Here is a 14,331-nt window from a genome sequence, read left to right on the forward strand (position 1 = left end):
GTGGGGGAGTATTGTGAAAGGTTATATGTATTGGATTATTTTACAGTTAATGATTTGGAGTGGATTGGCTTATCCATTGTTTATGGATTTAGATAATCACTTATGGCGTTTACTCGGTGTGGCGGCTTATTTCGCTCTATTGTTTGTCGTGCCGTTATTTTATAAGAGGCCTGTTTATTTAAGTATAGTCTTTTGTTTGAAAATCATTATTCTGATGCTAACTTTCTTTCCGATCGGTTCAATAGACTATCACTTGCTAATTTGGCTTGCTCTTACTTTATTGCTAATAGAAGCATCTGAAAGGTTATCGTTCACCCCTTTTATTGTTGTATCGTTGTTTAGTTTACTTCCGATCAGTACCTTCGTCTTATATGGAACTACATCCTTACAAACGCTTCTGTTTGCCTTGTTATATATGGTCATTATTTTATCTGCAATCATTTATTATAAGATTAGACAACATCAACATGAAGATTTATTGGCTCAATATGAGGAATTATACAGTGAGCATCGTCGTCTAAGGAGGCGAATTACTGATCATGAAGAGGCAGTACGCCAAGAGGAAAGGCATATGATAGGTCAAGAGATCCATGATTCAGTCGGCCATAAACTAACGTCTATGATTATGCAAATTGAAGCATTTCGTTTAACCTCAGATACGCATAATGAGCCACAGATAAATAAGCTTAAGGCATTAGCTAATGAAAGTTTAGAAGAAACACGTAAGGCTGTAAAGACGTTTAAGCAAAGAGAAATTGGTGGGCTACAAGGTGTTATGAGGTTGATACGAAAGCTTGAAATGGAGAGCTTCCTTCAAATCCACTTTTCCGTAAAGCATGGAGCATTTGCTGCACCTTTAAATGGTGAGCAATCGTTTGTGATCTATCGATGTGTACAAGAGGGGTTAACTAATATTATGAAGCATAGCCAAGCTAGGGAGGCACAAATTACGTTCGACTCACCAGGTGGTAGTATTTTTCGCTTTGAAATAGTAAACCCGACGCATTCTGACACCTCTTTTCAAAAGGGATACGGACTAACATCAATGCAGGAGCGTTTAGAGAAAATAGGTGGTGGAGTCGAGGTTCATAAAGGCGAGAGACAATTTGTTTTACGAGCCTGGATCAGACTGAATGAACGGGGGGAAATAGATGATTAAAGTCCTTTTAGCTGAAGATCAAACAATGGTTCGTCAAGGTTTAAAAGTCATGATTGAATCTGATCCAAAAATTCGTGTAGTGGGTGAGGCTAATGATGGTAAAGAGGCAATAGAACTGTGTGAAAAGCAATTATTTGATATTGCTGTTTTAGATATACGTATGCCTGAGATGGATGGCATTGAAGTAGCGAGGGTGATCCGTACAAGGTGGCCAACAATGAAAATATTAATGCTAACGACGTTTGATGATGATGATTATGTTATGGAATCATTAAAGCTCGGTGTAAATGGTTATATGCTAAAGAATGGAGATACAGAATCATTAATTCGTTCAATTAGAAGCGCTTTATCAGGCGGGTTAACTATAGAGGATCAAGTCGCAGCTAAAGTTGTCCCAACGCTTGTTAACGACCAAAGCAAAGTAGTGAAGGTTGATGAACAAATAACACCAAGAGAGCGTGCTATTTTAAAATGTATTGGTGAGGGGTTAAGTAACCGGGAAATAGCTGATCGTTTAGGGTTATCAGTTGGTACAGTCAAAAATAACACAAGTATCATTTTGGATAAACTTAACCTACGAGATCGCACCCAACTTGCTATTTATGCAATCCGGCACAACATTGTTTAAAAAATAAAATGACCGAAGTCACGGTTTAATGGCATTTAATGACTAGAGTCAGTATTGGCTCTAGTTTTTTTCGTTTATGATTAACCTATGATTAATAAAAGAAGTGTGAAGGAAGGGGTAATTCCATGCTAGAAACGATTCAGTTAACGAAAGCGTTTAAAGGAAAAACGGTCGTTGACGAAGTTGATTTATATTTAGATCAAGGGGAATCTGTTGGTTTGCTTGGCCCGAATGGAGCAGGTAAGTCGACTACAATATCGATGATTTCATCTTTATTAAAACCGACATCAGGTGACGTCACATTAAATCGTAAGAGTACGATTAAAAATCCAGGTGAATTGAGGAAAGTTCTCGGGGTTGTCCCTCAAGAAATAGCGTTATATGAAGAGTTATCAGCTTATGAAAATTTAAAGTTCTTTGGACGTATTTACCGAGTCCCTAAAGGTGAACTTGAAACACAAATACAGGAGACACTTGATATTGTTGGCCTTAAAGAAAGGCAAAAAGATCTGATCAAAACATTCTCTGGCGGGATGAAGCGGCGTGTTAATATTGCCACTGCTTTATTGCATAACCCTAAAATCCTCATTCTAGATGAGCCAACAGTGGGGATTGATCCACAATCGAGAAATTACATCTTAGAAATGGTTCGTCAGTTAAATGAAAAAGGCACAACTGTTCTCTACACGAGCCACTATATGGAAGAGGTAGAGCAGCTTTGTAATCGCGTCTACATTATGGATCATGGAAAAGTTATTGCTAAAGGTACCAAGTCCGAGTTGTTAAGTATCCTTTCTAATGAGGACACGATTAGTATTCAGCCAAATAGAGTGGATGAAGCATTTTTGGCAGCTGTTAAAGAAATTGATGGAGTTAGAAAAGTAGAGATCTCAGGAGATGAGATCAATATCATTGCGAAAAAATCAAGTAACATTGTGAGTGATTTAGTGAAAATTGGTGATCAATACCAGGTGCAGATCATGAATTTTCAAATGGAAAACCCAAGTTTAGAGAATGTATTCCTTCATCTAACTGGAAGAACCTTGAGGGATTAGGAGGTGGTTTAGATGTGGACTTTTCTTAAGAAAGATTTATTATTATTTTGGCGTGACCGTAAAGAAGTCGCAACTGTTCTATTATTACCTCTGGTTTTAGTTGTCATCTTGAGTCTAGTCATGCCAGGTATGTTTGGTGATGACAATGAAGAAGAATATGATTTAGACCTAGGGCTTGTCATAGAGGACGACCAAGAACAAGGTTTAGACCGTTTTGCAGAACATCTTCAAGAGGCATCTGAATTCCAAGATGGTGAAATTGAAGAGTTGTTAATAGGGGTTAATGCCATGCCGCCTGTAGAAGGGTTGGTTGAATATTTGAATAACCCTGATTTAGCTGAACTGGTAACAGTGGAAAGTATGATGAAAGAAGAAGCACAAGAAGAAGTTGAGCAAGGTAACCTCGATGCGGCTCTTATTATTCCTGAGGATTATACCTTTCATTTATTAGCTGATATGTATTTAAATGAACCAAAAGAACAATCATTAAGCTTTCAAGCTGATGGCCAGACGATGGAAATTGAAATTCTATCAAATGTGATTCAAAGTTATTTAGATCATATGAATTTACAATATGCTATTGCAGGTGCTGGAGGTAGTGTAGAAGTTTCTAGTGATGATTTGCCTCAAGGGCAGATTGAAGATGTGGAAGGACAGCAATCCTTTAGTATGGAACAATATTTCACTATTGCTATGGGAGCATTGTTTGTTTTATTTATGGCTGCTACAGTGGCCACTAGAACTGGGGTAGAAAAGCGTGAGCATACATTTAATCGTATTGCTTTAACTAACTCACCACCTCTTCATTATTTATTTGGTAAAACAATGGGTACGTTTATTTTATCATGGCTTCAAATCATGTTTATTTTCGTGGGGTCCCATTTATTATTAGATGTTTTTTCTGATCAAGGTGTCACCTTTTGGATCGGGCTTATTCTAATGGCTACAGTTTATACACTGGCTATTGCTGCGCTTGCTTCTATTATGACCTCAATCATGCTCAGATTGAAAAAGCAAGAAACAGGTGATGGAATCTTTATGCTGATCCTCATGGTGTTTGGGGTTATTGGTGGTAATTTTGTACCGATCTACTTATTGCCGGGTTGGCTCCAACAAATTGGTGAAATGACACCAAATGGACTCGTTTTAGCAACACTAATCGAATGGATTCAATATGAAGATTTATCTATTCTTTTTATGCCGATGACTATATTAGTTTTAATGGTCATAGTTTCATTAATTATTGGTATTAAGCTGTACCCGAAAAGAGGTGATATCTCATGATGCCAGTCTTTTTAGCACAATTAGCAAAAGACATCCGAAATCCGGCGTTAATTATCTTGTTTATCGTAGGAAGTGTCGTTGCAACGGCTCTATTTACAGGAGGGACGCAATCTCCAGTTACGATTGAAATTTTCAGTGAAGAAGAACGTGCTGAAGAAATTGAAAATAAGTGGGAAAGCTTATTGAATCAAGAAGGCGACATGGAGTTTGTGGTGACAGATGTAGAAGATGCTAGAGATCATGTACGTCAAGGGCGTACAGATCTTGCAATAAAATTGTTAGAAGATGATTATGAAATAGTCACTTCTTCTAACTTACCAACGATTCAATATGTTGATCAACATGTAAGGGCGGTCTTTGAAAGAGAAGCAAGAATCCAAGCAGCTACTGATGCAGCAAGTAATCCAGAAGAGATGCGTCAAGAGATCACTTCACTTCTAGAAGACCCATCATTAACAATGGAAATTGAGTCAACTTCAGGTGGAGAACTGTCTTCTTATGATATGGGTACTCAATTAATGTTCGCTTTTACTTTACTTGTTGCCATGTTTATCATCGGCTTTCGGGTAAATAATGTATCAAACGATAAAGTATCCCGCATTTGGGACCGGATCATTTTATCACCTGTAGGGAAAACAAGTATGTATTCAGGTTATATTGCTTATGCATTTTTCATTGGCTTGCTTCAAACTTTAATCGTATTAGTCATCTTTAACTATGTGCTACAATACGATCTCGGTGAACGCTTTGATTTGTTAGTCATTGTCGTAGCAGTCTTTACGTTTAGTATGGTAAGCATTGCGATGTTATTTACAGGAATCGTCAAAGGGCCAGAACAATTTTATGCCCTTTATCCTTCGATCATACCACTTATTCCGTTAATTAGTGGTGCATACTTCCCGCTAAATGATTCTGTTATAACATTTATTGGAGATTTATTCCCTTTATCTCACGCTTTAGATGCTATGATTGACATTGCTTTATATGATGCTACATGGCAAGACATTATTCAACCAATTATAATTATGATATTAATTGGAGTTGTCGCGATGGGAATTGGCATTAATTTAGTTGAACGCCGAAGAGGATAGGAATTTTTAAGTATAGTCATTTCTAGTAGGTTAGAATAGCCTATTGATTTGGCTATACTTTTTTAGTTTAATCTTCTTTTGCTTTTAATAGAGTTTTAATGTTACGTTATAAATTATAGTGAAGTTTTGTGTATAAGTTTTCAATTTTTAAAATATTATGTAGAATAGAAGTGATGATTAAAAAGGGGGAAAATATATGGAGGAGTATAGTATTACATTTGGTACATATTTTTGGTTGTTTGTTCCAATGTTGTTAGTGGTTGTTCTTTCAGGTATTTCGTGGGTGAAGGAGCGTGACAAGTCATAATGGATACAGCGACGATTATTACATTTTTTATTTACATTTTAGGGATGCTTGTTCTAGGAATCATTGGCTATCGCATGACGCACAACCTATCTGACTATTTCCTTGGAGGGCGTAAATTAGGACCAGGAGTCGCAGCGTTAAGTGCGGGCGCCTCTGATATGAGTAGTTGGCTAATTCTCGGTTTACCAGGTGCTATTTACTTAGCAGGTTTTGGGGAAGCTTGGATTGCTGTAGGGTTAACGCTTGGTGCGTACTTAAATTGGCAGTTTGTGGCGAAGAGATTACGAGTTTATACGGAAGTTTCAAACAATGCGATTACGTTACCTGACTTCTTAGAAAACCGTTTTCGAGATAATTCACGCCTATTAAGAAGTGCTTCTGCTGCAGTTATTTTAATCTTCTTTACCGTTTATGTTGCTTCAGGACTAGTCGGTGGAGCTGTGTTATTTAGTAGTACTTTTGGTTATGATTACATGGTAGCGTTATTAATTGGTGGAGCAGTTATTATTGTTTATACATTCCTTGGTGGATTCATTGCAGTTAGCTGGACGGACTTCATTCAAGGTACATTGATGTTTCTTGCTTTAATAGTATTACCGATTGTTACAATTACAGAATTAGGTGGATGGAACGAAACGGTTAATATTATCGGAGATCTAACGGGTGGCGACCATCTTCATATGGTGCAAGGAGTAGGTATGTTAGCGATTATCTCCTCACTAGCTTGGGGGCTAGGTTATTTCGGGCAACCTCATATATTAGCCCGTTTTATGGCGATTCGCTCTCATAAGGATGTTCCAACAGCAAGATTTATCGGGATGACTTGGATGGTCTTTTCTATATTAGGAGCTATATTTGTCGGTATTGCAGGGTTAGCTTATATCGCAACAGATGCTGTGCAATCTGAATTAGCTGAACGAGGGATGGAAACGGTTGAAGAAAATGGTCTCCTAATGCTTGCTAATGAAGAAGCTGTATTCATTGCGATGACACAGTTATTAACTCATCCTGTTGTAGCAGGTATTCTTTTAGCAGCCATTTTAGCGGCGATTATGAGTACAGTTGACTCTCAGCTACTTGTTTCATCTTCAGCTGTTGCAGAAGACTTTTACAAAGGATTCTTTAGAAAGCAGGCTTCAAACAAAGAGCTAATTTGGGTAGCAAGAATTTCAGTTGTCGTCATTGCATTAATTGCCTTAGTTATTGCAAGTGATGATACGAGTCGAGTCCTTGATCTAGTTGCGAACGCATGGGCCGGATTTGGTGCTTCATTTGGACCTATTATCCTTTTATCACTATTCTGGAAGCGCTTATCAAGAAATGGTGCTCTAGCAGGAATTATTGTAGGTGCAGTAACGGTGCTGACTTGGGAGTACATTGACCCATTCGGCGGACTATACGAAATGGTGCCAGGCTTCCTATTATCAACGATTGTCGCAATTGTTGTAAGCCTTGTTGGTTCAGGACCTAAACAAGAAGTTCAAGATGAATTTGACAAAGCGCGTGAAATTGCAAATACTTAAACGTAAGTGAAGGATCCTTCCTGCTGTATAGTGGGAGGGATTTTTTCATGTTTTGTTGAGTTAATTATTCAGGCGATTTTCTTGATAATCAGGCGAAATTTTAATTATTCGGGCGAAAATCATAATAATCAGGCGAACGCCCAATTATTTAGGCGTTCGCGCAAATTTAAAGCACCTTAAGAATAAAGACTGATATGCGAGAGTGCTAATTAATGGTAATATTAAAATCTATAAAAACAGCATTAGAAAGGGAATCAACATCATGATGGCAAGTGGACATCAAGCTATGGGGTTAACTTGGGGAGTAGCGGCGATTACTTTTTCGCATCTACTTCCTATTGAAATAAATGGCAAAAATGAAACAATTCTTTTTATCATCATCGTCATGATCGGAGCACTGCTTCCTGATATGGATTCGAAATCGTCAAAACTAGGTCGTTATGCGTATCCAATCGCCATAAGTGTCATGATTCTAGTAGGAATACTCTACATATGGCAGCCAAAGCAATTTTGGACGTTGATTGACGAAGAGCTCACATTCGTTTTAGCCACTATGGTTCCAGTGTTTTTCGTGTTAAGCTCACACCGAACATGGACGCACTCAATCGTGTTTTTAGGACTAGTGGTGATGTATTTATCGTTAGTGGGTTCATGGATGATGATTCCAGATTATTTACAATACGGCTTAATGATCGGGATCGGATCACATATTTTCGGAGACTTTTTAACAAGGCGAGGCGTCCCTTTACTATATCCATTTAGCAAGCGCAATTTTCGTTTTCTATTTTCTTTCAGGACAGGCTCTGCTGCTGAGAGGTTTGTAGTAATTGGACTTATCGTAATTAACATTTGGCTGTTAATTGAAGTAGGTATAACTATAGTCAACTAACCTAAAAAAGTAAAGAAAGCGCACATCAATGCTTGCTTCCTTTATTTATAAATAATAAAAGTTGAGTGACAATCGCTAAGATCGGCAGTTCCAATAAAGGTCCAATTACTAAAACTAATGCTATTAAAGGTTGGTCAGAAAATGCAGTCATAGCGATCGCTAAAGCAATAGGTGAGTTCCGAGCTAATGTCGTTAAACTTAGACTAGCTCGATCTGAATAGGAAAACTTCATGGAACGTCCGACCTTTTGTCCGACGATAAAATTAATAACAAAAAACAAAAGAATAGGAAGTGTTATTTGCCATAACAAACTTAAGTTATCCATCAATAATTGCCCTTGAGAAGCAAACATAGCAATGATCGCAAGGCTTAGAAAGATTATAGGGTACACACTTAACTTAGAGATGAAGTCGTCTTTTAAATGTTGTTTATTTCTAAATAGCTTTTTCGTTATTAGTGCCAATATTAATGGAATGACTAAAACAATTAAAACACTTTCTACTAGAAACCCTAGTTCTACAACTCCAGTAGCTCCACCAAATACTAGAAGATAAAAAGGGAGCAATATGACTTGTAAGAATAAATTTAAAGGTAAAATCACAGTTGATAGAGCAACATTACCTTTAGCTATTCCTGTAAAGATTAAATACCAGTCCGTGCATGGAGTTACCATTAGCATAATAAACCCAATGTATAAAGCTGGATGATCACTTAAAAATACCATTGCTAAAAGCCAAGCTAAAACAGGCGTCCAAATGAAATTAATCATAACTGAAGTATATGTAAACTTGATGTTTCTAAAAGATTTCTTAATTTCTTCGGTGGGAATTTGTAAGAAAGTAATATATAACATGGCTACTAATAAAGGAATAATAAAACTTTCTGCATTATCTCTTACCAGCTCGAATTGTCCTATACCTAAACCAATAACCACTGCTAAAAAGATGATAAGAGAGTATAACTTTTCTAATAAGTTCATCACATATCACAGCCTATAAGGAAGTTTGTACACACATAAATTTAGCATAATTCTAATTAATTGGCTTGTCTACTTCTAGAAGTAAACCTAGCCTTTTTAGTACAAGGGTGAATTAGATCAAGCAGGAAAAGACAAATGATGAATCGAATATAGGGTTAAAAGTCTATATAAAGGAGTTGCCATTTCGTGTATGGAATATTTAAGTAGACATAAAGATAGAGATTTAGAGTTACCAGGCTATCAGAAGGTATTAAAAGAAGCGATTGAACAAGATTTGTTAAAAGGTGAGAATGTTCTTGGTGTATTTTATGGTGGTTCGATTGGAAATGAGAACACAGACTTATACTCGGATCTAGACCTTCGAATTGTCGTATCACCTGAGCATTTTTTTGAGTTTGTATCTAATAAAAAGAATCGTCCTAAGAATTGGGGTAACGTGTTATTTTACGAAGATCCAGGTCCAAATCTACCGTTCACAGTCGCGCACTTTGATTGTTTTGTAAAAGTCGACATATTTTACTTCGAACCTGAACAACTGAAGCCGTCCGTCTGGCTACAAAATATTCATATCGCTTACGACCCCAATGGAATATTAGCAGAAGTTTTGGATGAATCTTTGAAAATTGTTTATAAACCATCAATAGAGGAAGTTGAAGATTGGCGTAATAAGTTTTTGGCTCATTTTCATGAATCGTACCGCCGAGTCATGAGAGGAGAATACTATTATGCACTAAATTGTATCGACTCTATGAGGCATATGGTTGTATCAGGGTGGTATATGAAGCAAGGCATTCAACCCAATACGATAGGCGATTGGTCAAAATATGAAGGCGAAAGAAGCGAGTTAGATAGTTGGCAACAGTCTTTGTTAGAAGGTTGGGAGTGTGGACGTAGTAAAAAGGAAATGATGACGGTGAGAAGAAGTTTAGTTGAAGAATTTAAGAATGTTCATAACGTTCTATGTGATCAAATAGAGGTTAATGAAGAGTCCGAGTTAATAGATAGAATAATAAACATGGCGATTTAGTACATGCCATAAGCAGATTAGTTAAGAGGGTGTGAAAATAGTATGAATACCAAGGGGTTAATATATGCTGCTAATATGACTAACATACTAGCAAAAGAGGTTCCTGAAAGTTGTTGGGATCTTAAATTAGTAACAGAATTAGGCACATTGAGAAAACTCTTTACTCATATGATTCGGGTAAGGGATGTTTATCGTGATGGTCTGAAAACTGGAATAATTCAATTTCCTGGAGAATTACCCCTTAATGAAAGTAGTATAACTTATGAATTAGAACGGAGTACAGACGAATTAGTAGCTGAATTTAAACAGGCAAAATTTGAATCCATAAAAATGGGCCCAGGTGACCTAACTACAATGGAATTATTAGCTACAGCTATACAACATGAAGGCATTCACCAAGGGCAATACGCTGTAGCGTTTAAACAATCAGGACTAACGTTACCTAAACAGTGGGTTCAAGATTGGCGTATGTAATGAAAAATACGAAAATTTAGTTTTCAAGGAAATTCCCCCTCCAAAAACAAAAATTGGAATTTTGATCTATCCCCCTTCATATGCATTTTGTATGTAGGGAGTGACTGATATGAATGAAACAAATTTTTATAACCATAGAAGTCTGTCTTATCCTAGTGATTTGTTGTCCATTATTAGAACTGGGTTAAGAAAAACCACCAACCCTAAAAGAATTGTCATTATAGGGGCAGGAATGGCAGGGTTAGTAAGTGCTTCACTGTTAAAAGCAGCCGGCCATACTGTTACTATTTTAGAAGGTAACGACCGAATTGGCGGAAGAATTTATACGATGCGCGCCCCCTTTACGCAGGGGTTATACTTTGACGTGGGAGCGATGCGATTTCCTAACACTCACGAATTACTATTCGAATACATTCATCAATTTAAATTACCATTAAATAAATTTATAGGTGAAACGGATCTCTACTACGTAAATGGAATCCAAGTGACGGCTGATTATTACAAGGAAAATCCAAGTATCCTAAACTTTCCGTTAGCACCTCATGAAGAGGGAAGAACAGCTCATGAATTATTGGCATTTGCCGTCCGCCCCGTTTTAAATTTATTTGAAAAAGCTGGGCCCGAAGAACAAAAAAGGCTGAAACAGCAGTTTGATCATTATTCATTTGATAATTTTCTAAGATTTAACCCGTTAGGTCCCTCACTCTCTCCTGAAGCTATTCGGAAGGTTAAAGTGTTATTAGGTGTTGAGGCTTTTCCTGAATTATCATTTGTATCTATTCTCCTTAACATTGTTCAGCCAATTTTTGAAGAGGAATTAGAGTTTTATGAGATTATAGGGGGGAATGACAGGTTACCTTACTCATTTTTACCTCAGCTTAATGAGAATATATTATTTAACCAAAAAGTACATCAGATTACCCAAAATGAAGAAGGGGTGTCCATAATAGCGCGGGATCAATCAACTAACACCTATCAAACATTCCAAGGGGATTATACGATTGTAACCATTCCCTATTCAGTGTTGCAATTCATTGACATTGAACCTCATGATTCTTTTTCTTTTTATAAATGGAAAGCGCTGAGAGAGATTAATTATGAATCTTCCGTCAAAGTTGGTCTAGAGTTTGAGTCAAGGTTTTGGGAGAAAATAGGGATAAGCAATGTCATCTCCGACTTACCGTTTCGATATATATACGGTCTTAGTCCTAATATTGGAGAAGGAGGGCCTGGCATTTTGCTTGCGAGTTATAGCTGGGGAAGCAATGCAGATTTGTGGAGTGCCCTTCCAGAAGAAGAGCGAATCCGTAAAGTGTTGCAACAACTGTATAAAATTTATGGCGATGAAGTTTACCGAAAGTTTTCTAGAGGTGCTTCATATAGCTGGGGGCACAATCAGTTCTCGGGAGGTTGTTTCACTTTATTCGCCCCAAATCAATTCTCAAATTTCTCAGATCACCTCCATTTACCAGAAGGTCGTGTTCACTTTGCAGGCGAACATACCTCATCTTTCAATGGATGGGTAGAAGGCGCAATTGAATCTGGCATTCGAGCTGCACATGAGGTTAATGAAAGGAATGACTCATAAACGTACTTTCTTTTTAAGTGAAATAACTAAAACAACGGCTCTTCTTCGTTGCTCAGTTCCATATACTTATAGTAAGTGAAGAAAAGAATTGGGATCAATACAAGCCACGCACTAAACACCCACCAAGGTGAAATGTCGAATAGGTTGAGCAAAAGTGATAGTGGGATGAAAAACGTTACAAGACTAAACTTTTTTCTCGTTTGTTTTGATACAAATTGATTCCCTCCGCAATGCGGGCATGTCATGCGTGTGTCTAAAACAAATGAACTTTTCATCGTTTCTTTCATAGTCCATGTCGTTGAGCAGCTTTGGCAAGTTGGCATAACCTCAACTCCTTAACCAGATTGTTGGTCTTTTGAATTTTGTTGCTCCTCTTTCACCCCATCTAAATACTGTGTAAAAACTGATTCACCAGAATAAGACAAGCATAAGTACTTGTGTGCTCTCGTCATGGCGATATAAAGGAGAGCGGCTTCGCGGTTTTCGTCTTCCACTAAGTGAAAAGGCATTTGATCAATGCTGACAATAAAAACAGCTTGAAAGTCGAGCCCTTTACTCGATTCAATGGTGCTGATCTTAACTTTATTATCATCTTTTGCGTAGTTGCGCTTTGCCTTAGCATTTTCACTAATCCAATAATGAGGTATGTCATGGCTTTGTAGTTTATGCTTAATAGCACCAATATAGTTTTGGTCTGATGTCCATTTAACCCGGTACAATATAACCATCTCACTGAATGGGATGTTATGTTCTTTGTTTAGCTTATCAATCACTCTAGATACTTGGTCCATTTCATCTGTGAAGCGGTTAGCTTTATGAATGTAAGGCTCTGGTCCTTTTCTTGGTGTTGTTTTTGGTGCAATAATTTCCCCTTCGAATTCTTGCTCAGCGACCTTGTTACTTAAACTAGAGTTATGCCTATAAAAATCCCAAGCAAACCGGACAATTTGTTGCGTGTTTCGGTAATTGATTGATAAAATCTTCGAGCGGCCTTGAAAGCTTAGCCCAGTATCCTCAACATAGCTTCTTTTACGTTTGTAAATATTTTGTGCACGGTCTTCTACGAGTAATAGAGATTGCGTTGTCGGATTTAATAGATGACTAACAAGGTTCAACCACTCTTGCTCAAAGTCTTGCCCCTCATCAATTAAAATCGCATCGTACTTTTTCATCAGTTGGTTATTGTCCTTCAAAGAGTTAATTAAACTAGGAATCTGTTCATCTTTAATTTTAAAATGGTTGTATAAGAAAGAATGAAAGTTATACACTTCAATATTCCCAAATGACTCTACTTCAGATTGGTCATGATCAAACAACGAACCTTGATCTCCTTCACTTTCAAGCTCCGTGACTTTAATATCAATCAATTGTTTCAAATAGTTAGCTAATGAAATGTTATAGCACAAGATTAAAATATTCCAATCAGGGTTCTCACGCGCTAAAAGAGCGGCTCTAGTCGCTAAGATGAGCGTTTTACCACTGCCAGCTACCCCGCGAATTAAGCGGTTTTTATCGCCTAAGTTTTTAGCGTAATTCTCTTGGTGAATATCCATCGTTTTTAAGTTGTGCATAGAAAGTAAAATTTGATCTTGGTGAGGGGCAGGCTGTTTAAACTCTCCACTAATTCGCACTTCAGGGAATAGCTTGTGACGAATGGCATCAATGTCAGCTTTGGATAAAGGCTCTCTTAGACGGAAGTTAATTTTAAACATGTTCATTAACTTCTCGATTAAAACTTCCTCAGAGAAATTCTCATGATCAGGGTCAATCTCATCACGACCTAAACAAAACTGAGGGTCGATCACAGAATATAATTGTTCTCGTGATAATTGCGACGTATTTAAACGTGAAAAAACAGCCCCATAACCACATGGAAACTTTAAGTTATGTTTGTTTTTTCCTTCTGATTGGATTAAGTGACTGTCCTTCTTTAAATGATTCATCAAATGGAACGTGAACTCTTCAGCCTTCTTGTAAGGATTTTTCTCCATAGCTTGTTGCTGGTTCCGCCCGAAGATTAACCACTCATCCTTGTTTGCTTTTACAATCGTATTTAACGTCCAATCCTTTACTTCTATAACAATAACACCTAAGTCAGGCCCAATTATGACAAAGTCAGGCCTTCTCCCGTGGATCTCAGGCTCAAAATAAACAATATAATCCTCAGGTAGATATTCTTTTAATGTATTAAACAAGGTTCGCTCTCCAGAAGTTGCTGTTCGTCTAATCGTTTCGGGTACAGTTAGCGCCATGATCGTCACCTACAAGTTTTTGTTGACGTTAGTTTAACATATTTTGCTGCTAAATCACTTTAAAAGTGTAAAAAA

The 14,331-nt window shown here is 37.4% G+C and carries 13 protein-coding genes; 10 read left to right on the forward strand and 3 right to left on the reverse strand.

Annotation, left to right across the window (positions count from 1 at the left end):
• The first annotated feature begins 13 nt into the window (after positions 1–13).
• From ABDZ63_RS11310 to ABDZ63_RS11340, 7 genes are all read left to right on the forward strand, one after another.
• Positions 14–1,159: a sensor histidine kinase gene (locus ABDZ63_RS11310; RefSeq protein WP_343783631.1), complete on the forward strand. Its 1,146-nt coding sequence runs from the start codon at positions 14–16 to the stop codon at positions 1,157–1,159.
• A complete protein-coding gene (locus ABDZ63_RS11315; RefSeq protein ID WP_343783632.1) occupies positions 1,152–1,787 on the forward strand; it encodes a response regulator in 636 nt (211 codons plus the stop codon). The genes ABDZ63_RS11310 and ABDZ63_RS11315 overlap by 8 nt, the downstream gene beginning before the upstream one ends.
• A 125-nt stretch (positions 1,788–1,912) precedes the next feature.
• Positions 1,913–2,842, forward strand: coding sequence for an ABC transporter ATP-binding protein (locus ABDZ63_RS11320; protein ID WP_343783633.1), 930 nt, complete (start codon positions 1,913–1,915; stop codon positions 2,840–2,842).
• 12 nt (positions 2,843–2,854) lie between these two features.
• Positions 2,855–4,126 carry an ABC transporter permease gene (locus ABDZ63_RS11325; RefSeq protein WP_343783634.1) on the forward strand — a complete coding sequence of 424 codons (1,272 nt, stop codon included), beginning with the start codon at positions 2,855–2,857 and terminating at the stop codon, positions 4,124–4,126.
• A complete protein-coding gene (locus ABDZ63_RS11330; protein ID WP_343783635.1) occupies positions 4,123–5,217 on the forward strand; it encodes an ABC transporter permease in 1,095 nt (364 codons plus the stop codon). The genes ABDZ63_RS11325 and ABDZ63_RS11330 overlap by 4 nt, the downstream gene beginning before the upstream one ends.
• A 306-nt stretch (positions 5,218–5,523) precedes the next feature.
• The gene (gene putP, locus ABDZ63_RS11335) at positions 5,524–7,047 is read left to right on the forward strand and encodes a sodium/proline symporter PutP (protein ID WP_343783636.1); all 1,524 of its coding nucleotides are present in this window, start codon (positions 5,524–5,526) and stop codon (positions 7,045–7,047) included.
• 262 nt (positions 7,048–7,309) lie between these two features.
• Positions 7,310–7,936, forward strand: a complete 627-nt coding sequence (locus ABDZ63_RS11340) for a metal-dependent hydrolase (protein ID WP_343783637.1) — start codon at positions 7,310–7,312, stop codon at positions 7,934–7,936.
• Positions 7,937–7,961: 25 nt separating this feature from the next.
• Here ABDZ63_RS11340 and ABDZ63_RS11345 read toward each other — a convergent pair whose 3' ends face one another.
• A complete protein-coding gene (locus ABDZ63_RS11345; RefSeq protein ID WP_343783638.1) occupies positions 7,962–8,915 on the reverse strand; it encodes an arsenic resistance protein in 954 nt (317 codons plus the stop codon).
• 190 nt (positions 8,916–9,105) lie between these two features.
• On the opposite strand from ABDZ63_RS11345, the gene ABDZ63_RS11350 reads away from it, so the two are divergent.
• The 3 genes from ABDZ63_RS11350 to ABDZ63_RS11360 all read left to right on the forward strand — a co-directional run bounded on the left by ABDZ63_RS11350 (position 9,106) and on the right by ABDZ63_RS11360 (position 12,004).
• A complete protein-coding gene (locus ABDZ63_RS11350) occupies positions 9,106–9,942 on the forward strand; it encodes an aminoglycoside 6-adenylyltransferase (protein WP_343783639.1) in 837 nt (278 codons plus the stop codon).
• A 42-nt stretch (positions 9,943–9,984) separates the two neighbouring features.
• The gene (locus ABDZ63_RS11355; protein WP_343783640.1) at positions 9,985–10,416 is read left to right on the forward strand and encodes a DinB family protein; all 432 of its coding nucleotides are present in this window, start codon (positions 9,985–9,987) and stop codon (positions 10,414–10,416) included.
• 109 nt (positions 10,417–10,525) lie between these two features.
• Entirely contained in the window at positions 10,526–12,004 is a 1,479-nt protein-coding gene (locus tag ABDZ63_RS11360) for a flavin monoamine oxidase family protein (RefSeq protein WP_343783641.1), read from the forward strand.
• Positions 12,005–12,030: 26 nt separating this feature from the next.
• On the opposite strand, the gene ABDZ63_RS11365 is transcribed toward ABDZ63_RS11360, so the two are convergent.
• Positions 12,031–12,327: a TIGR04104 family putative zinc finger protein gene (locus ABDZ63_RS11365; protein WP_343783642.1), complete on the reverse strand. Its 297-nt coding sequence runs from the start codon at positions 12,325–12,327 to the stop codon at positions 12,031–12,033.
• A gap of 12 nt (positions 12,328–12,339) precedes the next feature.
• Entirely contained in the window at positions 12,340–14,256 is a 1,917-nt protein-coding gene (locus ABDZ63_RS11370; RefSeq protein ID WP_343783643.1) for a 3'-5' exonuclease, read from the reverse strand.
• Positions 14,257–14,331 lie beyond the last annotated feature (75 nt).

The sequence above is a fragment of the Alkalibacillus silvisoli genome, from assembly GCF_039521975.1.
GTDB lineage: Bacteria > Bacillota > Bacilli > Bacillales > Alkalibacillaceae > Alkalibacillus > Alkalibacillus silvisoli.

Coding starts and splice junctions, on each gene's coding strand:
- ABDZ63_RS11315 (WP_343783632.1), top strand. CDS start 1,152: ATGATTAAAGTCCTTTTAGCTGAAGATCAAACAATGGTTCGTCAAGGT.
- ABDZ63_RS11320 (WP_343783633.1), top strand. CDS start 1,913: ATGCTAGAAACGATTCAGTTAACGAAAGCGTTTAAAGGAAAAACGGTC.
- ABDZ63_RS11325 (WP_343783634.1), top strand. CDS start 2,855: ATGTGGACTTTTCTTAAGAAAGATTTATTATTATTTTGGCGTGACCGT.
- ABDZ63_RS11330 (WP_343783635.1), top strand. CDS start 4,123: ATGATGCCAGTCTTTTTAGCACAATTAGCAAAAGACATCCGAAATCCG.
- putP (WP_343783636.1), top strand. CDS start 5,524: ATGGATACAGCGACGATTATTACATTTTTTATTTACATTTTAGGGATG.
- ABDZ63_RS11340 (WP_343783637.1), top strand. CDS start 7,310: ATGATGGCAAGTGGACATCAAGCTATGGGGTTAACTTGGGGAGTAGCG.
- ABDZ63_RS11345 (WP_343783638.1), bottom strand. CDS start 8,915: ATGAACTTATTAGAAAAGTTATACTCTCTTATCATCTTTTTAGCAGTG.
- ABDZ63_RS11350 (WP_343783639.1), top strand. CDS start 9,106: ATGGAATATTTAAGTAGACATAAAGATAGAGATTTAGAGTTACCAGGC.
- ABDZ63_RS11355 (WP_343783640.1), top strand. CDS start 9,985: ATGAATACCAAGGGGTTAATATATGCTGCTAATATGACTAACATACTA.
- ABDZ63_RS11360 (WP_343783641.1), top strand. CDS start 10,526: ATGAATGAAACAAATTTTTATAACCATAGAAGTCTGTCTTATCCTAGT.
- ABDZ63_RS11365 (WP_343783642.1), bottom strand. CDS start 12,327: ATGCCAACTTGCCAAAGCTGCTCAACGACATGGACTATGAAAGAAACG.
- ABDZ63_RS11370 (WP_343783643.1), bottom strand. CDS start 14,256: ATGGCGCTAACTGTACCCGAAACGATTAGACGAACAGCAACTTCTGGA.